The sequence below is a fragment of the Streptomyces sp. NPDC046716 genome (assembly GCF_040645755.1).
GTDB lineage: Bacteria > Actinomycetota > Actinomycetes > Streptomycetales > Streptomycetaceae > Streptomyces.
In genome coordinates this window covers 29,130-47,617 of the sequence record NZ_JBEYYU010000063.1, presented here as the reverse complement: position 1 = coordinate 47,617, position 18,488 = coordinate 29,130, and the positions used below count along the sequence as shown (strand labels likewise).

The 18,488-nt window shown below is 70.1% G+C and carries 15 protein-coding genes; 7 read left to right on the top strand and 8 right to left on the bottom strand.

What is annotated here, in order from left to right:
- Positions 1 to 246: 246 nt before the first annotated feature.
- The 6 genes from ABZ930_RS33890 (at position 247) to dnaK (ending at position 7,675) form a co-directional block, all read left to right on the top strand.
- Positions 247 to 672 (top strand): OsmC family protein, encoded by a 426-nt coding sequence (locus tag ABZ930_RS33890; RefSeq protein WP_361556671.1) that lies wholly within the window; start codon positions 247 to 249, stop codon positions 670 to 672.
- A 249-nt stretch (positions 673 to 921) separates the two neighbouring features.
- Complete coding sequence (locus ABZ930_RS33885; RefSeq protein ID WP_361556677.1) at positions 922 to 1,890, top strand: ABC transporter permease subunit; 969 nt, start codon at positions 922 to 924, stop codon at positions 1,888 to 1,890.
- A complete protein-coding gene (locus ABZ930_RS33880) occupies positions 1,887 to 2,813 on the top strand; it encodes a carbohydrate ABC transporter permease (protein ID WP_361556668.1) in 927 nt (308 codons plus the stop codon). Before ABZ930_RS33885 ends, ABZ930_RS33880 begins: the two co-directional genes overlap by 4 nt.
- Before the next feature lie 54 nt (positions 2,814 to 2,867).
- Entirely contained in the window at positions 2,868 to 4,520 is a 1,653-nt protein-coding gene (locus tag ABZ930_RS33875) for a hypothetical protein (protein ID WP_361556665.1), read from the top strand.
- The gene (locus ABZ930_RS33870) at positions 4,517 to 5,698 is read left to right on the top strand and encodes a Gfo/Idh/MocA family oxidoreductase (protein WP_361556662.1); all 1,182 of its coding nucleotides are present in this window, start codon (positions 4,517 to 4,519) and stop codon (positions 5,696 to 5,698) included. The genes ABZ930_RS33875 and ABZ930_RS33870 overlap by 4 nt, the downstream gene beginning before the upstream one ends.
- Positions 5,699 to 5,797: 99 nt before the next feature.
- On the top strand, positions 5,798 to 7,675 hold the full coding sequence (gene dnaK, locus ABZ930_RS33865; RefSeq protein ID WP_361556659.1) for a molecular chaperone DnaK: 1,878 nt from the start codon (positions 5,798 to 5,800) through the stop codon (positions 7,673 to 7,675).
- Positions 7,676 to 7,679: 4 nt separating this feature from the next.
- On the opposite strand, the gene ABZ930_RS33860 is transcribed toward dnaK, so the two are convergent.
- The 6 genes from ABZ930_RS33860 to ABZ930_RS33835 form a co-directional block, all read right to left on the bottom strand.
- Positions 7,680 to 8,543 carry a helix-turn-helix transcriptional regulator gene (locus ABZ930_RS33860; protein WP_361556656.1) on the bottom strand — a complete coding sequence of 288 codons (864 nt, stop codon included), beginning with the start codon at positions 8,541 to 8,543 and terminating at the stop codon, positions 7,680 to 7,682.
- 28 nt (positions 8,544 to 8,571) lie between these two features.
- Positions 8,572 to 9,294, bottom strand: a complete 723-nt coding sequence (gene narI / locus ABZ930_RS33855) for a respiratory nitrate reductase subunit gamma (protein WP_361556653.1) — start codon at positions 9,292 to 9,294, stop codon at positions 8,572 to 8,574.
- Positions 9,291 to 9,881, bottom strand: a complete 591-nt coding sequence (gene narJ, locus ABZ930_RS33850) for a nitrate reductase molybdenum cofactor assembly chaperone (protein ID WP_361556650.1) — start codon at positions 9,879 to 9,881, stop codon at positions 9,291 to 9,293. Before narJ ends, narI begins: the two co-directional genes overlap by 4 nt.
- Complete coding sequence (narH, locus tag ABZ930_RS33845) at positions 9,881 to 11,491, bottom strand: nitrate reductase subunit beta (RefSeq protein WP_361556647.1); 1,611 nt, start codon at positions 11,489 to 11,491, stop codon at positions 9,881 to 9,883. Before narH ends, narJ begins: the two co-directional genes overlap by 1 nt.
- A gap of 4 nt (positions 11,492 to 11,495) precedes the next feature.
- Positions 11,496 to 15,182: a nitrate reductase subunit alpha gene (locus ABZ930_RS33840; RefSeq protein WP_361556644.1), complete on the bottom strand. Its 3,687-nt coding sequence runs from the start codon at positions 15,180 to 15,182 to the stop codon at positions 11,496 to 11,498.
- A 126-nt stretch (positions 15,183 to 15,308) separates the two neighbouring features.
- On the bottom strand, positions 15,309 to 16,130 hold the full coding sequence (locus ABZ930_RS33835; protein WP_361556641.1) for a helix-turn-helix transcriptional regulator: 822 nt from the start codon (positions 16,128 to 16,130) through the stop codon (positions 15,309 to 15,311).
- A gap of 38 nt (positions 16,131 to 16,168) precedes the next feature.
- Between ABZ930_RS33835 and ABZ930_RS33830 the strand changes: the two genes are divergently transcribed.
- Positions 16,169 to 16,474 (top strand): 4a-hydroxytetrahydrobiopterin dehydratase, encoded by a 306-nt coding sequence (locus tag ABZ930_RS33830; protein WP_361556638.1) that lies wholly within the window; start codon positions 16,169 to 16,171, stop codon positions 16,472 to 16,474.
- A 1-nt stretch (position 16,475) separates the two neighbouring features.
- Here ABZ930_RS33830 and ABZ930_RS33825 read toward each other — a convergent pair whose 3' ends face one another.
- Together ABZ930_RS33825 and ABZ930_RS33820 are read right to left on the bottom strand one after the other, a co-directional pair.
- Positions 16,476 to 17,180, bottom strand: coding sequence for a TetR/AcrR family transcriptional regulator C-terminal domain-containing protein (locus tag ABZ930_RS33825; protein ID WP_361556635.1), 705 nt, complete (start codon positions 17,178 to 17,180; stop codon positions 16,476 to 16,478).
- Between the two features lie 10 nt (positions 17,181 to 17,190).
- Entirely contained in the window at positions 17,191 to 18,414 is a 1,224-nt protein-coding gene (locus tag ABZ930_RS33820; RefSeq protein WP_361556632.1) for a serine hydrolase, read from the bottom strand.
- Between the last annotated feature and the right edge of the window lie 74 nt (positions 18,415 to 18,488).

The following is an 18,488-nucleotide window of genomic DNA, read 5'->3' as shown; positions in this document are numbered from 1 at the left end:
TACAAGATCGCCAATCCGACAGTGCTGTCGCGGATGCCGCGCGACGAACTCGGCCCCTGGACGAGCGGAGCTCGTTTCAGGGGCGCGGGGAACTGCGCGACCAGCCCCCACCGGGCCGCAGCCGACCGGCAACCCGACAACGGCGCGGGGCAACTGCGTGACCAGCCACGACGGATGTACCAGGACGGCGCGGCCCGGATGTGGTCGGATGGGGGGGCACCAGAACAGACACCGAGAGGAACCAACGTGGCTACCACGCGCTCCGCGCACACCGTGTGGGAAGGCGACCTGCTCAAGGGCAGCGGCACCGTCACCTTCGACTCGTCCGGCATCGGCGACCAGCCGGTGTCGTGGCCGTCCCGCGCCGAGCAGGCGAACGGGAAGACCAGCCCCGAAGAGCTGATCGCGGCCGCGCACTCGTCCTGCTTCTCGATGGCGCTCTCGAACGGTCTGGCCGGCGCCGGCACCCCGCCCACCAAGCTGGTCACCTCGGCGGACGTGACGTTCCAGCCCGGCGAGGGCATCACCGGCATCCACCTCATCGTCGAGGGCACCGTCCCGGGCCTGGACGACCAGGGCTTCCAGGCCGCGGCCGAGGACGCCAAGAAGAACTGCCCGGTCAGCCAGGCGCTCACCGGCACGACGATCACCCTCACGGCGAAGCTGAGCTGAGCCGGCCCGCTCCGACACGCCCCGGACCCACCCCTCGGGTCCGGGGCGTCGTCATGCCCGGAGGAGACTTTGTGATTGAAGCTGCAAGATTCGAGCCTCTTTCAAGCACCTATTGTCACAGTCGGCTTGAGTGGTGCAAGATTCAGCCAGCCTCGCGGGCCGGTGTCGGAGCCCCGCGGCCCCACCCCGCCACCCTCGATGCCGGAGGTGTATGTGACGTCGCCCGCGACCACATCGCCCGGCCGCGCCATCCCCAGGCCGGCCGACCCACCAGACGCACGGCAGGACCCCGATACCGGGTCCGGCACGCGTAAGCCCACGGTGCGGCAGCGACTGCGGCGCGACAGGACGCTGCTGCTCCTGTGCGTGCCGGGCATCCTGTACTTCGCCGTCTTCTGCTACCTGCCGCTGGCCGGCAACATCACGGCCTTCCAGGACTACCAGCCGTACCTGGGCTTCATGCACAGCCTCTGGGTCGGCGTGGACAACTTCCAGGCCCTGGTCCAGGAACCCGAGTTCTGGACCGCGGTGTGGAACACCCTGGAGATCAGCGCCGTACAGCTGCTGCTCTACTTCCCCGCGCCGATCCTGCTCGCGCTGTTCCTGAACTCGCTGATCAGCAGCAAGACCCGGCGCCTGATGCAGACCATCGTCTACCTGCCGCACTTCCTGTCGTGGGTCGTCGTGGTCAGCTTCTTCCAGCAGATGTTCGGCGGCGTCGGCACCATCAGCAGCGTGCTGAACGACCACGGGGTGCCCGTCGGCAACATCATGAACAACCCCGACACGTTCATGCTGCTCCTGACCTCGGAGTCGATCTGGAAGGACGCGGGCTGGGGAGCGATCATCTTCCTGGCCGCGATGGCCTCCATCGACCCAGGGCTCTACGAATCGGCCGCCATGGACGGCGCCGGATGGCTGCGCCGCATGTGGCACGTGACCCTGCCGGGCATCCGCCCCGTGATGGTCATGCTGCTCATCCTGCGCCTCGGCGACATCCTCTCCGTCGGCTTCGAACAGGTGCTGCTCCAGCGGGACATGGTCGGCGCGGACGCGTCGGAAGTGCTCGACACCTACGTCTACTTCCACGGCGTCGTCGACGGCGACTGGGGCATGTCCACCGCCGCGGGACTGATGAAGGGCGTCATCGGATTCGTCCTCATCGTGATCGCCAACAAGGTGGCCCACCGACTCGGCGAGCAGGGGGTCTACCAGTGAGCACCACCTTCGCGCCGCGCTTCCCGCGCCGCCCCCGCCGTGCGGACCGGCCCGCCTGGATGGAGCGGCCGAGCCCCGCCGGACAGACCCTGAAGCTGATCGTCATCCTCGCCATGATCGTGGCGGTCGGCTACCCGTTCCTGCTCGCGATCGGCACCAGCCTCTCCACCAAGGCCGAACTCGCCGCGAACGGCGGCTACGTCCTCATCCCGCAGCACCCCACCCTGGAGGCGTACCGGGTGGTCCTGGCCGGCGGCGTCGTCACCCGGGCCGCACTCGTCAGCGTCGGCGTCACCGTCATCGGCACCGCCCTCAGCCTGCTGTGCACGATCTGCCTGGCGTACGGCCTGTCACGGCCGAAGACGTTCGGCGGCAAGCCGCTGCTGCTCGTGGTCGTCGGCACCTTCCTCTTCACGCCCGGCGTCATCCCCAGCTACCTGGTGGTCCAGGAGCTCGGCCTGATCGACTCCTACGGCGCCATGGTCCTGCCGATCATGCTCAACGCCTTCAACGTCATCGTCGTACGGGCCTTCTTCCAGGGCATCCCCGACGAACTCCACGAAGCGGCCCGGCTCGACGGCGCGGGAGAGCTCACGATCATGTGCCGGATCGTGCTGCCGCTGTCCAAGGCGGTCATCGCGGTGGTCGGCATGTTCTACGCGGTCACGTACTGGAACAGCTTCTTCAACGCGATGCTGTACATCAACGACTCCAACAAGCTGCCGCTGCAGGTCATCCTGCGCTCGTACGTCATCCAGGGCGACACCTTCAACGCCAAGGCGCTCGGCGTGAGCGTCCTGCCGGCCACCACGGCGCTGTCCATGGCGGTGCTCATCCTCGCCGTGCTGCCGATCGTCGCGGTCTACCCCTTCCTGCAGAAGTACTTCGTCAAGGGCGTGCTCACCGGCGCCGTCAAGGCCTGACGGTCTCTCACCCCGCGTTTCTCCCAACCCTGTTCACCGCACCTTAGGAGAACCATGCCTTCCCGCAATCTCGATCGCAGAGGGTTCCTCGGCGCCGCCGGTGCCGCCGGACTGACCGTCGCGGGCGGCGGCCTGCTCACCGCGTGCGGCGACGGCGGGGCGCAGGCGGGCGGGTCGGAGGCGTCCGCCAAGCTGAAACTCCCCACGTACGTACCGGCGAAGGTCCCCGCACCCGATCTCGCGGGCAACGCCGAGGGCCTCGACCCGGCCTATCTGCGCTATCCGAAGGACCTGGTCAAGAGCGTGGCCAAGGCGCCGGGCGACGGCGAGGCGATCACCTGTCTGACGGAGACCTTCACGACTCCGGCGCCCGCGATGAACCGGAACGCCTACTGGCAGGAGCTGAACAAGCGACTCGGCTCCGAACTGCGGCTGACCATCGTCAACGGCCTCGGCGCGGACAGCGTCTACCGCGAGAAGTTCAACGCCACCGTCGCGGGCGGCGACCTGCCGGACCTCATGTGGTTCCCGCCGAACCAGGGCCTGAAGAACGTCCCCGACCTGCTCCGCGCGAAGTTCCACGACCTGACGCCGTACCTCTCCGGCGACGCCGTCAAGAAGTACCCGAACCTCGCCAACATCCCCGAGTACGCCTGGAAGACCGCCGTCATCAACGGCCGGATCTGGGGCTACGCCGTGCCGTACGGCCGCATGGGCCAGGTGTACGTCGCCAACGAGGACTTCTGGAAGCCGGTCGGCGGACCGCGGTTCGACAGCGCGCAGGACTTCCTCGACAAGGCGAAGGACCTCCTGGACACCAGGCGCAAGAAGTACGTCCTGGAGCCCGCGTACGTGAACCACGCCCAGCAGTTCGCCTTCTGGCACGGCGCGCCCAACGGATGGCGCCTCGAAAGCGGCAAGCTGACCCACTCGTTCGAGACCGACGAGTTCATGGCCGGCATCGAGTTCGCCCTCACGTGCCGGCGGGCGCAGCTCTTCTGGCCGGACCCCAACCTCACCACCACCCTGGAGAAGATGGAGGGCGGCTTCCTCGGCCTGCACGTCCAGTCCTTCCCCGGCTTCCTCAACGACAGCGCCATGTACGACTGGCCGGAGAAGGTCGTCGTCCCCTTCGCCGCCGAGCAGGGCATCACGCCCACCTGGGGCTACGGCTACGGCTCCGTCGGCTTCACCGCGATCAACAACAACGTCCCCAAGTCCCGTATCCCCACGCTCCTCAAGGTGCTCGACTACCTCAGCGCCCCCATGGGCACCGAGGAGCGGCTCTTCCTCGACAACGGCCTGGAGGACGTCCACCACACCCGGTCCGCGAGCGGCGACGTGTCGCTGACCAAGAATGGCAACGCCGAGGTGCTCACCACCCGGCAGGCCATCACCTTCTTCGGCAACGCGCCGGAGAGCCTCTACCTGCCGAACAAGCCCGACGTCACGCGCTCCATCCACGAGGCGCAGACCGAGCTGATGAAGATAGCCAGGGCCAACCCGACCACCGGCTTCTTCTCCGACACCTTCGCGCAGAAGGGCGCGTCCGCGAGCGACGAGGTCAACACGGCCATCAAGGACATCGTCGCCGGCCGCAAGCCCCTCTCCTTCTTCCGCAAAGAAGTCCTGCCCAAGTGGCGGCGCACCGCGGGCGACGCCATGCGACACGAGTACGAGCAGGCCATATCGAAGGGCACCAAGTGAGCGACGACCTCCGCATCGGCGTCATCGGCCTCGGCCTGCGCCGCAACCTCGCGACAGCGGCCCACCGCCCCGGCCGGGGCTCGGTGGTGGCGGCCGCCGCCGACCTCGACCCGGCGGTCCGGGCCCAGGTCCCCGAGTGGTACGAGGGAGCCGTCGCGGTCGAGGACCACCGCAGCCTCCTCGACAGCCCCGACGTCGACGCCGTCATCGTCGCCACTCCCGACGACACCCACGAGGCCATCGCCTGCGAGGCGCTGCGCGCCGGCAAGCCCGTCTACGTGGAGAAGCCGCTCGGCATCTCCGTCGAGAGCTGCGACACCATCCTGCGCACCGCGTACGAGACCGGCACCCGCCTCTACGTGGGCCACAACATGCGCCACATGGGTGTCGTGCGCACCATGCGCGACATCATCGCGCGCGGCGACATCGGCGAACCGAAGACCGTCTGGGTCCGGCACTTCGTCAGTTACGGCGGCGACTACTACTTCAAGGACTGGCACGCCGACCGGCGCCGCACCACGGGCCTGCTGCTCCAGAAGGCCGCGCACGACATCGACGTCGTGCACTGGCTGGCCGGCGGCTACACCACCCGCGTCAACGCGCTGGGCGACCTGATGGTCTACGGCGACCTGCCGCGCCGGGCGCCGGACACCCCGCGCCCCGACGGCTGGCTCCGGGAGTTCGACTGGCCGCCCACCGCCCGCAAGGACCTGCACCACGTGGTGGACGTCGAGGACGTGTCGGTGATGAACATGCGCCTGGACAACGGCGTCATCGCCGCCTACCAGCAGTGCCACTTCAGCCCCGACTACTTCCGCAACTACACCGTCATCGGCACCGAGGGCCGCCTGGAGAACTTCGGCGACCGACCCGGCGACGAGGTGCGGGTCTGGAACACCGGCCCGAGCGGCTACCGCGCCGACGCCGACGTCGTCCACCGGGTGCCGGACGCCTCGGGCTCGCACGGCGGCGCCGACGAGAGCATCATCGGCGAGTTCTGCCGCTTCGCCCGCGACGGCGGCGTCACCGACACCGATCCGGTGGCGGCCCGCATGAGCGTCGCCGCCGGCGCTCTGGCCACCCGCTCGCTCCGCGACGGCGGCACCCCGTACGACGTGCCCCCGCTCGATCCGGGCCTGCGCGCCTACTTCGCGGGCGGGCAGGCCGCCCGAGCCTGACCGCCCGGGCCCTTGACGTAGGCCCGCTCACGTTTTGTGCTGAAGAGCAGGACTGTCGGAGCGACGTGAGCGGGCCACGCAGGGGACAGGAGGCGCGTCATGGGGCGTGCGGTCGGTATCGATCTCGGCACGACGAACTCGGTGGTGGCCGTACTGGAGGGCGGTGAGCCCACCGTCGTCGCCAACGCGGAAGGCGCTCGGACCACCCCCTCCGTGGTCGCCTTCGCCAGGACGTCCCACGCGGACGTGCTCGTGGGCGAGGTCGCCAAGCGGCAGGCCGTGACCAACGTCGAGCGCACCGCACGCTCCGTCAAGCGCCACATCGGAGACGGGAGCTGGCACTTCCCGGAGAGCGGCACCGTCGACGGACACCGGTACAGCGCCCAGGAACTCTCGGCCCGCGTCCTGCAGAAGCTCAAGCGGGACGCCGAGGCCTATCTCGGCGAGGACGTCACCGACGCCGTCATCACCGTGCCCGCCTACTTCGACGACGCCCAGCGCCAGGCCACCAAGGAAGCCGGTGAGATCGCCGGTCTGAAGGTGCTGCGCATCATCAACGAGCCGACCGCGGCCGCCCTCGCGTACGGCCTCGACAAGGGCGACGAGCAGACCGTCCTCGTCTTCGACCTCGGCGGCGGCACCTTCGACGTCTCCCTCCTGGAGATCGGCGAGGGCGTCATCGAGGTCAAGGCCACCAACGGCGACACCCGGCTGGGCGGCGACGACTGGGACCAGCGCGTCGTCGACCATCTCGTCCGGCAGTTCAAGAGCGCGCACGGCATCGACCTCGGCGGCGACAAGATGGCCGTGCAGCGACTGCGCGAGGGTGCCGAGAAGGCGAAGATCGAGCTGTCCTCGTCCAGCGAGACGACGGTGAACCTGCCCTACCTCACGGCGTCCGCTGACGGCCCCCTGCACCTCGACGAGAAGCTGACCCGCGCCCGGTTCCAGGAGCTCACCGCCGATCTGCTCGACCGGTGCAAGAAGCCCTTCCACCAGGCCGTGAAGGACGCGGGCGTCGAGCTGTCCGCCGTCGACCACGTGATCCTCGTCGGCGGCTCCACCCGGATGCCCGCCGTCACCGACCTGGTGCGGGAGCTGACCGGCAAGGACCCGCACAAGGGCGTCAACCCCGACGAGGTCGTCGCCCTCGGCGCCACGCTCCAGGCCGGCGTCATCCGCGGCGACGTCAAGGACGTCCTGCTCCTCGACGTGACCCCGCTGTCCCTCGGCATCGAGACCAAGGGCGGCGTCATGACCCGGCTCATCGAGCGCAACACGACCATTCCCACCCGCCGTTCGGAGACCTTCACCACCGCCGCCGACAACCAGCCCTCCGTCGGCATCCAGGTCTTCCAGGGCGAGCGCGACATCGCCGCCTACAACAAGAAGCTCGGCGTCTTCGACCTGACCGGACTGCCGCCCGCGCCGCGCGGTGTGCCGCAGATCGAGGTGACCTTCGACATCGACGCCGACGGGATCATGCACGTATCGGCCAAGGACCTCGCGACCGGGCGCGAGCAGAAGATGACCGTGACCGGGGGATCGGCCCTGCCCAAGGACGAGATCGACCGGATGATGCGGGAGGCGGAGGCGCACGCGGAGGAGGACCGCAGGCGGCGCGAGGCGGCGGAGACCCGCAACGAGGCCGAACAGCTCGTCTACCAGACGGAGCGGTTCCTGCGGGACAACGCCGACCGGATCCCTCCGGAGATCAGGGGAGAGGTCGATACGGCCGTCGAGGAGCTGAAGACCACCCTGGCCGCCGAACCGCCGGACACGCGCGCCCTCCAGGACGGGGTGCGCAAGCTGGCCACCGTCAGCCAGAAGGTCGGACAGGCCATGTACGCGCAGGCGTCCGGCGGTTCGCGGCAGGAAGAGGCGCCGGGGCAGGGGACCTCCGAGGACGTCGTCGATGCCGAGATCGTCGACGACGACACCTACGACAAAGGTGATGACAAGGGAGGTGCCGCCTGACGGCCTACAGCTCCGCGCGCATCTTCCGCAGGATCTCCAGCGTCCGCTCCGCGCTCGCCGACTGGGCCGCCAGGTGGTCCAGGACCTCCAGGTGCATGCCGACCTCCTCGCGGGCGTCCAGGTACAGGGCGCCGGTCACGTACTCGCTGTAGACCATGTCGGGCAGCTCGCGGACCGGGAAGCGGAACAGGGTGAACGGGCCGAACGTCGCCGGGTGCGGGCCCGTCGCGAACTCCGCTATCTGGAGCGTCACATGGGGGAGCGCGGCCGTCTCGATCAGGCGGTCCAGCTGGCCCCGGAGGAGCGCCGCGTCGCCGGGCGGCGGGCGGCGCAGCGCCGTCTCGTCCATCACGACCCACAGGTGCGGGGCGTCCTCGCGGGTCAGCAGCGACTGGCGGGCCATGCGCAGCGACACGTGCCGGTCGATGTCGGCCGGGGTGGAGCGGCCCACCGTGCCGGCGTCGAAGACCGCCCGCGCGTACTCCTCGGTCTGCAACAGGCCCGGCACGAAGTGCGGTTCGTAGGAGCGGATCATCTCGGCCGCGCCCTCGAGGCTGACGTACAGGCTGAACCAGTCGGGCAGGACGTCGTGGAAGCGCTGCCACCAGCCGGGCAGGTTCGCCTCCTCGGCGAGCGCGACGAACGCCTCGATCTCCTGCTCGGGAACCCCGTACAGCTCCAGCAGCATCTGTACGTACGGGATCTTCAGCGCGACCTCGGCGGTCTCCATCCGGCGGATGGTCGCCGCGGTGACCCGCAGCGCGTGGGCCGCCTCGTCCCGCTTGAGCCCCACCGCCTCGCGCAGGTCGCGCAGACGTCTGCCGAGGACGACCTGGCCCACGGTGGGAGCGGGCCGACGTTCACTCACCTCTCCACGCCCCCAAAGGAATCAGGAATCAGGAGCCGGTGCGCTCCCACCCCCGTCGCTCCGGCCTGGCGGTCAGGCGCCGCGGATCGCGGCTGCGATAGACCACGTACGGACGGAACAGGTACTGCACCGGCGCGCTGAACATATGCACGAGCCGCGTGAACGGTACCAGCGCAATCAGTGACATGCCCACTACCGCGTGAATCTGGTAGAGCACCGGCACCCCGTGCATCAGGTCGATGTCGGGATTGAGTGTGAACAGGCTGCGGGACCACGGGCCGATCGACTCGCGGTAGTTGTAGCCGTTGCCCGAGGCGTGGGTGAGCTTGGCGGTCATGCCGAGCACGATGGCGGCGAGCAGCACGAGGTACATGAGCTTGTCGTTGCGCGTGGTGGCCTTGAAAACCGGGGCCTTGAAGCGGCGCCGGAACAGCAGCATGAAGATCCCGCAGACCGTCAGAACGCCCGCGAACGTGCCGCCGATCAGCGAGAACATGTGGTACGTGTGCTCGCTGACCCCCACCTTCTCCGTCCACGACATCGGGACGAACAGCCCGACGAGATGGCCCGCGAGGACGAAGAGGATGCCGTAGTGGAAGACGGGCGAGGCGATGTTCAGCAGTTTCGACTCGTAGACCTGCGACGAGCGGGTCGTCCAGCCGAACTTGTCGTAGCGGTAGCGCCAGATCGTGCCCGCGATCAGCAGGACGACGGCGACATAGGGCAGGACGCCCCAGATGAGGGTGGTCACGGGGCGTGCTCCTTCACCATCAGCGGCAGGGTCGCGAAGGGTTCGAGGCCGACCTCCTCGCGGGGCGGACCCGAGCGGGCGAGCGCGAGCGCCGCCGCCCGGTCCTTGGGCGAGGCGCCCGGCAGCGCCCGGCACACGGCGTTCAGCACGGTCGCGTACGGGGTGCCGTGCTCGGTGAGGGCCAGCCGCAGCAGCTCGATGCCGCTGCGGTGCTCCTCCAGGAGGAACGAGCCGGCCTGGGCCGAGAATTCGAGCACCGCGGGCAGGTAGTCCGGCAGTTCCTCGCCGGTGAACTCCAGGCCGTGCTCGCGGTAGATCTCCTTCATCTCCACCAGCGACATCCCGCGCCTGCGGGTGTCGCCGTCGCGCCACCACGTCAGGTACAGGCTGTGCCGGTTCTTGAAGTCGAAGACCTGGACGTAGTGGGCGGCCAGTTCCTGCACCGCGGTGGCCTCGGCGTGGTCGACGAACGGCGCGAGCTCCGGCGCGGCGGCGCGCACCAGCGGCAGCCGCTCGTACAGCTCCTCGTCCGGGTACGTGAGACAGAGCGCCGCCGCCTGGAACAGCAGGGAGGTCCGGTCGGTCATCAGGTCTCCTCCGGGTCGTCGGCGGTCTGCCGGCGCTTGGTCAGATGGAAGCTCTCCACGGAGACGACGGGCAGCAGCCTGCGGCCACCGGTCGTGGAACCGGAGTCGGCGCCGAAGGGGCCCTCGCCGCCCATGCCGGGCCCGTCCTCGTACTCCAGCGAGCAGGAGTCCGGCAGCGCGGACTCCTCCAGGCGCTGCGCGTCGCCGATGGCCGCGGTCGGGATGACGTAGCGGTCCTCGTACTTGGCGATGGCGAGGAGCCGGTACATCTCCTCGATCTCCACGGCCGACATGCCCACCTGTTCGGAGATCGCGGAGTCGGGCCGGTCGCCGAGGTTGATGGCCCGCATGTGCGAGCGCATCGCCGCCAGCTTCTCCAGGGAGGAGCGCACGGGCTTCACATCGCCCGCGGTGAAGATCTCCGCCAGGTATTCGAGGGGGATGCGCAGGGTGTCGATGGCGCCGAACAGGTTCGCCACGTCCTCCCCGTCGTGGCCGGTCTCGGTGAGCGCGTCGACGACGGGGGAGAGTGGCGGGATGTACCAGACCATCGGCATCGTCCGGTACTCCGGGTGCAGCGGGAGCGCCACCTTGTACTTGCTGATGAGCGCGTGGACCGGCGAGCGGCGGGCCGCCTCGATCCAGTCGAAGGGGATGTCGGCCTGCTCGGCCGCGCGCCGCACCTCCGGATCCTCCGGATCGAGGAAGACGCCCAACTGCGCCTCGTACAGGGCGTGATCGTCCTTGGTCTGGGCCGCTTCGGTGACCTTGTCGGCGTCGTAGAGGATGACGCCGAGATAGCGCAGCCGGCCCACACAGGTCTCCGAGCACACGGTCGGCAGGCCGACCTCGAGGCGCGGGTAGCACATCGTGCACTTCTCGGCCTTGCCGGTGCGGTGGTTGAAGTAGACCTTCTTGTACGGGCAGCCCGTCACGCACATCCGCCAGCCGCGACAGCTGTCCTGGTCGACGAGGACGATGCCGTCCTCCTCGCGCTTGTACATCGCGCCCGAGGGGCAGGACGCCACGCACGACGGATTCAGGCAGTGCTCGCAGATCCGCGGAAGATAGAACATGAAGGTCTGCTCGAAGGCGAACTTGACCTTCTCCGCTGCCTGTTCACGGGTCTTCTCCACCATCGGGTCGAGATCGCCGTACTGCGTCGCGCCGCCCAGGTTGTCGTCCCAGTTCGACGACCACTCGATCTTCATCGGCTTGCCGGTGATCTGCGAGCGGGGCTGCGCCACCGGGTAGTCGTCGCCGAGCGGGGCGTCGGTGAGGTTCTTGTAGTCGTACGTCCAGGGCTCGTAGTAGTCCTTGATCTCCGGCAGCTTGGGGTTGGAGAAGATGCCGAGCAGCTTCTTGAAGCGGCCGCCGCCCTTCAGCTGCAGGGCGCCCTTCTTGTTCAGCTCCCAGCCGCCGCGCCACTTCTCCTGGTCCTCGTAGCGGCGCGGATAGCCCTGCCCCGGGCGGGTCTCGACGTTGTTGAACCAGACGTACTCCATGCCGTTGCGGTTGGTCCACGCCTGCTTGCAGGTGACCGAGCAGGTGTGGCAGCCGATGCACTTGTCGAGGTTCATGACCATCGCGATCTGAGCCATGATGCGCATGGGTTCAGTACTCCACCTTCTGCGAGCGGCGCCGGATGACGGTCACTTCGTCCCGCTGGTTGCCCGTCGGGCCGAGGTAGTTGAACGCCCAGCTCAACTGGGCGTATCCGCCGATGAGATGGGACGGCTTGAGGATCAGCCGGGTGAGCGAGTTGTGGATGCCGCCGCGCTTGCCGGTCGCCTCGGCCTTCGGCACGTTGACCGTGCGTTCCTGCGCGTGGTGCATGTAGACCGTGCCGGCCGGCATCCGGTGCGAGACGATCGCGCGGGCCACGACCACGCCGTTCCTGTTGACCGCCTCGATCCAGTCGTTGTCCTTGACGCCGATGGAGCCGGCGTCCTGCGGGGACATCCAGATCGACTGGCCGCCGCGGGACAGGGCGAGCATGAACAGGTTGTCCTGGTACTCGGAGTGGATCGACCACTTGTTGTGCGGCGTGAGGTAGCGGACCGTCACCTCCTTCTCGCCGTCCGGGCCGAGGTTCGGCTCGCCGAAGAGCCGGTTCATGTCCAGCGGCGGCCGGTAGACGGGCAGCGCCTCGCCCAGCTCGTGCATCCAGTCGTGGTCGATGAAGAAGTGCTGGCGGCCGGTGAGGGTGTGCCAGGGCTTCAGGTGCTCGGTGTTGAGGGTGAACGCGGTGTAGCGGCGCCCGCCCGACTCGCTGCCCGACCACTCCGGCGACGTGATCACCGGCACCGGGGCGGCCTGGGTGTCCGCGTACGTGACGCGCTTGCCCTCGTGCTCGGCGGCCAGGTGCGCCATGCCCTGTCCGGTCCGGGCCTCGAGGGTGTGGAAACCCTGGGTGGCAAGCCGTCCGTTGGTGGTGCCGGACAGGGCGAGGATGGTGTTCGCCGCCTTCACCGCCGTGTCGAGGAGGGGCCGCCCGTCGGCCGGCCCGCCGCGCACCACGCCGTTGCGCTCGCGCAGCTCCTCGACCTCCTGGTCGGGCTTGAGCATGATCCCCTTGGCGGGCAGGCCGAGCCGCTCGACGAGCGGGCCCAGCGAGCCGAACTTCGCGCCGATCGCCGTGTAGTCCCGCTCGACGACCACCAGGTTCGGCAGCGTCTTGCCGGGCACCGGCTCGCACTCGCCCTTGCGCCAGTCGAGGACCACACCGCCGGGCTGCGCGATCTCGCCCGGGGTGTCGTGCTGGAGCGGCGCCGCGACCAGGTCCTTGCGGGTGTCCAGATGGCCCGCGGCCAGCGTGCTCAGCTTCTCCGCGAGCGCCTTGAACGTGTCGAAGTCGGTGCGGGCCTGCCACGGCGGGTCCACGGCCGGGGTGAACGAGTGCACGTAGGGGTGCATGTCGGTCGACGACAGGTCGTGCTTCTCGTACCAGGTCGCGGCGGGCAGCACGACGTCGGACAGCAGGGTCGACGAGGTCTGGCGGAAGTCGAGGGAGAGCAGCAGGTCGAGCTTGCCCTCGGGGGCCTCGTCCCGCCAGGTCACCGTCGTGGGCCGCTCCTCGGGCGCGGCCTCCTCGGCCCGCAGGGAGGAGTGGGTGCCGAGGAGGTGCTTGGTGAAGTACTCGGCGCCCTTCGCGGAGGAGCCGAGCAGATTGGCCCGCCACAGGGTCAGCACGCGCGGCCAGTTCTCGGGCGCGTCCGGATCCTCGCAGGCGAACTTCAGGCTGCCCGCCTTGAGTTCGGCGACGGTGTCCTCGACGCTCTGCTCGCCGAGGTCGAGGGAGTTGCGGTCGAACGTCGGGTACGACGGCATCCAGCCCGTACGGGCCGACAGGGCGAGGCAGTCGGCGCCCGTCATGCCCTCGAAGGCGCCCTTGCCGAGCGGCGAGGCGAGCACGTCCGCGCCGAACTTGTCGTAGCGCCACTGGTCGGTGTTGGTGAACCAGTACGCGGCGCCGATCATCTGCCGGGGCGGCCGCGACCAGTCGTTGGCGGAGGCCAGCGAGGCCCAGCCGGTCACCGGGCGGCACTTCTCCTGCCCCACGTAGTGCGCCCAGCCGCCGCCGTTCCTGCCCTGGCAGCCGGTGAGCTGGAGCAGGGCGAGGAAACCGCGGTAGATGGTCTCGGAGTGGAACCAGTGGTTGGTGCCGGCGCCCATGAGGATCATGCAGCGGCCGCGTGACTTCTCCGCGGTCTGCGCGAACTCCCGGGCGATCTTCACGCACTTCGCGGCGGGCACCGAGGTGTGCGCCTCCTGCCAGCCGGGCGTGCCCGGGGTCTCCCCGTCCTCGTACGACGCCGGCCACTGGCCCGGCAGCCCGTCGCGGCCGACGCCGTACTGGGCGAGCAGCAGGTCGAAGACGGTGGTGACCAGCGGCCCTTCGGGGCCGCCGAGCCGGGTCGCGGGCACCCCGCGCCGCACGGTGTCGCCGCGGCCCTGCCCGTGGGTGCCGCCGTCGGTGTCGAAGCGCGGCAGCAGTACCTCGACGCCGCGGGCGACGTCACTGTCGTGCAGGCTCAACTGTGGCTTGATGTTGCCCAGTTCGAGGTTCCACTTGCCGGCGCCCGACTCGGTCCAGCGGAAGCCCAGCGAGCCGTTCGGGACGACGGGCAGACCGGTCGCCTCGTCGAGCACGGCCGTCTTCCACTCGGCGCCCTCGCCGCCCTGGCCGAGATCGGCGGCGCGCAGGAACTTCGACGGGACGTAGGCGCCGTCGCGCTCGTCCAGCGTCACGAGGAACGGCAGGTCGGTGAACTTCTTGACGTAGTCCGTGAAGAACGGTGTCTCACGGTCGACGAAGAACTCCTTGAGGATGACGTGCCCCATGGCGAGGGCGAGCGCCCCGTCGGTCCCCGGGTGCGGGTGCAGCCACTCGTCGGCGAACTTGGTGTTGTCCGCGTAGTCCGGCGACACGGCGACGACCTTCTGGCCGCGGTAGCGGGCCTCGGCCATCCAGTGCGCGTCCGGGGTCCGGGTGACCGGGACGTTCGAGCCCCACATCATCAGGTAGGCCGCGTCCCACCAGTCGCCCGACTCCGGCACGTCCGTCTGGTCGCCGAACACCTGCGGGGAGGCGACGGGCAGGTCCGCGTACCAGTCGTAGAACGACAGCATCGGCGCGCCGATCAGCGACATGAACCGGGCGCCCGCCGCGTGCGACACCATCGACATCGCGGGAATGGGCGAGAAGCCGGCGACGCGGTCGGGCCCGTACGTCTTGATGGTGTGGACGTGCGCGGCGGCGACGATCTCCACGGCCTCGTCCCAGGTGGCCCGCACCAGGCCGCCCTTGCCCCGCGCCTGCTGGTACCTCGTGCGCCGCTCGGGGTCACCCTGGATGTCCGCCCACGCGAGCACCGGGTCCTTCAGCCGCGCCTTCGCCTCCCGGTACAGCTCCAGGAGCACGCCCCTGATGTACGGGTAGCGCACCCGCGTCGGCGAGTACGTGTACCAGGAGAACGCCGCTCCGCGCGGACAGCCGCGCGGCTCGTACTCGGGACGGTCGGGGCCCACGCTCGGGTAGTCCGTCTGCTGGGTCTCCCACGTGATGATGCCGTCCTTGACGTACACCTTCCACCGGCACGAACCGGTGCAGTTCACGCCGTGCGTGGAGTTCACGACCTTGTCGTGGCTCCACCGGTCCCGGTAGAAGACGTCCCCGTCCCTGCCGCCCTTGATCCGCACGCTGTGCAGGTCCTCGGCGGCCTTCCCGCGCCGGAAGAACCGGCCGGCCTTCAACAGCGCCACGTCCGGCTCGGCCGGGGTGCCCGTCGTGTCAGTCACCGTCTGCTCCCTCGGTATCCGTCCTTCGCACGCTAGGCGCGGGGCGGCGGGAGCACATGCGGTGAGGGCCGTACGGGTTGCCGGGGTGGTCGGATTCGGGCCGGACGGACTACGGCGTGTCCGCTGTCAGCCCGCGTTCCTCCGGAGATACTTCACGGTCGCCGGGTCGGCCGGGAGCAGCGTCTCGACGGCCAGCTCGGCGACGGTCACGTCCATCGGGGTGTTGAACGTCGAGATCGACGACACGAACGACAGCACGTGCCCATCGTGCTCGATGACCATCGGCAGCGCGAAGTAAGGGACGTCGCCCGCCGGCCCGGGGTCCTCGTCCCGCTCCGGCACCGGATAGGCGGCCACCTCGTCGTACAGCGCGCGCAGCGCCGTGGACCGGGCCAGTGCGATCTGCCGCTCCATCTGCGCCAGGAGATGCCCGCGCCACGCGCGCAGGTTCCTGATCCGCGGCGCCAGGCCCTCCGGGTGGAGCGTGAGCCGCATCGCGTTCATCGGCTCGGCCGCCAGCAGATGGTCCGGCAGCGACTCCATCAGGAGCGCGACGCCGCGGTTGGCCGCGATCACGTCGTACGTCGCGTCCACGATCAGCGCCGGATAGGGCTCGTAGCCGCGCAGCAGCTGGTCGAGGCCCGCGCGCAGCGCGCCCAGCGACGGGTCGTCGAGGGAGGTCTCGGCGAAGCGCGGCGCGTACCCGGCCGCCAGCAGCAGCGCGTTCCGCTCCCGCACCGGTACATCCAGGTGCTCGGCGAGACGCAGCAGGAACTCCTCGCTGGGGCGCGAGCGGCCCGTCTCCACGAAACTGATGTGCCGCGCGGAGGAGTCGGCACGCAGCGCCAGGTCCAGCTGGCTGACCCGCCGCTCCTCCCGCCAGCCGCGCAGCAGCCGGCCCACCTCGGAGGTGTTCGCGCGCCTCGCGGATATCGCCCGGGTCGTCATGAGGAGACCGTAACCGCAAGTGGTGGCAGGCTGGAGGCATGCCTACAGAGCCGCTTTCCCAGAAGGAGATCGAGGACCGTCTCGCCGAGCTGCCCGGCTGGTCGCTCGACGGCGCCCGGATCACCCGCACCTACCGCCTGAGCAGCCACTTCGCGGCGACCGCCCTGGTCGTGCACATCGCCCAGACGCAGGAGGAGCTGAACCACCACTCCGACCTGACCCTCGGCTACAACACGGTCGCCCTCGCCGTGCACACCCACGACGCGGGCGGCGCCGTCACCGAGAAGGACTTCGAACTCGCCCGCAGGGTCGAGAAGTTGGCGCCCGGGCACGGCGCCTCCTGAGTCAGCGCCGCGCCGCCCGCAGCTCCACCGCGTCCAGGAGCAGCGCCAGCGTCGTCTCGAACTGGTCGTCCTCGTCGGCCGCGGCCAGGTGCGGGGCCACCGCGGCCAGATCCGGATAGCGGTCCGGGGAGACGGCCAGGTACTCGCGCCGCCACGCCAGCCGGTCGCCCTCGCGGGAGGCGCTGCCCAGCGCGACGACCGAGGCCTCGTACGCGGCCAGCGCGAGCGAGGTGTCGACCAGGGAGCGGTAGTAGCGGGCCGCGTCCCGGTCCCCGAAACCGGCCCGGCGCAGGGCGCCGACGACCACGTCCGCGCCGTGGAACTCGGCGTCGCGCCGCGCCACCCGGGTGGCGACGAGCACGGCCACCCGCGGATGCGCCAGACAGGCCGCCCGCATCCGGCGGGCCAGCGACTCCAGCGTGTGCCGCCAGCCGTCGGACGGGGCGAAGCCGTCCATCGCCTCCGCGATCAGCCGCTCGGCGAGGCCGAGCAGGATCTCGTCCTTGCCCGCGAAGTGCCGCAGCACCGCGGTGTGGTTGGCGCCCAGGTCCGCGCCGAGCCGGCGCAGCGTCAGGGCGTCGGGGCCCTCGCGGTCGACGAGTGCGAGCGCGGCGTCCAGGATCACGCCCTGGTTGAGCGAGGTGGACGGCGGGCGGCCGCGCCGGGCCGGGGCCTGCGGTGCGGCTTTCGCCCGGGACGCGCTCATGTCCGTCATCCTAACGACCGGCGCCCGCCTCCAGGCGGGCCACCAGAGCGGTGAGCGCGGCCACCGTCTCCGCGTCCTTGTCCTCGTCCTCCGCCGTGTTCCACGCGCTGGTCTTCACCACGACGACGTCGGCGTCCGGGTCGACCCACAGGTACTGCCCGTGGATCCCGATCCCGGTGAACGACCGGCGCTCGCCGTCCAGCGTCCACCACTGGTTCGCGTACCCGTAGTGCCGGGGCAGGTCCGCCCCCAGCGCCCCGGGCGCCAGGTGCGCGAGGCCGGCGCCGCGGCTGCGCGCGACCCACGCGGCGGGCACGATCCGCCGCCCGTCCAGCTCGCCGCCGCGCGCCATGACCAGGCCGACCCGGGCCATGTCCCGCACCGCCGCGTTGAGCGAGCCGCCGCCGAGCGCGGTGCGCGGACGGCTCCGGGTGAGGAAGTAGTACGCGTCCCGCTCCGTGCCGATCCGGCTCCACAGGCGGCTGTGCGCGTACTGCGCGAGGGTCGTGCCGGTCGCCGCTTCGAGGATCCAGCCGAGGACCTGGGAGTCCACGGTCGAGTAGTTGAAGGTGCCGCCGGGCTCGGCCGCGCGGGGCAGCGACCGCACCAGCCCGAGCAGCGAGCCGCCGCCGGACACCGCCCGCTCGAACCGGGCGAACGACGACTCGGGGTCGGCGTAGTCCTCCACGAACTCCACGCCGCTGCTCATGTGCAGCAGGTCCTCGACGGTCGGCCCGTCGTACGCGCTGCCCACCAGCTCCGGAAGGTACGAGACGACCTTGTCGTCCAGCGCCTTGACCGTCCCCTCCTCCAGGGCGATCCCGAGGAGCAGCGACGTCACCGACTTGGTCAGCGAGAACAGCTGGAACCTCGCCCTCGGCGAGGCGAACCGGCCCGGGTACTCCTCGTGCACCAGGGCGCCGCGGTGCAGCACGGCGAACCCGGTCGTGTGGGTGCGCGCGTGCAGCTCCGCCAGGGTGCGCCGCGCGCCCCGGTGCTCGTACGTGAAGCCGCGCAGGCCCGGCTCGAACGGCAGGGGCCGCGACGTCGACGCGCGCGGCACGGTCTCCGAGGGCAGCACCGCGGACATGTGCGTGAACGCCCACTCGTTGACCGGCCGGGAGAACGCGACGGCCGCCTGATTCCGCCACAGCCAGCTCGCCCCGGCGCCCAGTCCCGCGACCGCCGCGCCGATCGCGAGCGCGCCGCCCGCCCGCCTCGTGCCCGTTCCCATACGTCCTCCGTCGTGCCGCCCGGTCATTTCGGACCGATGGTGACACCGGAGGTCGGACGAGGACAAGGGCCGGG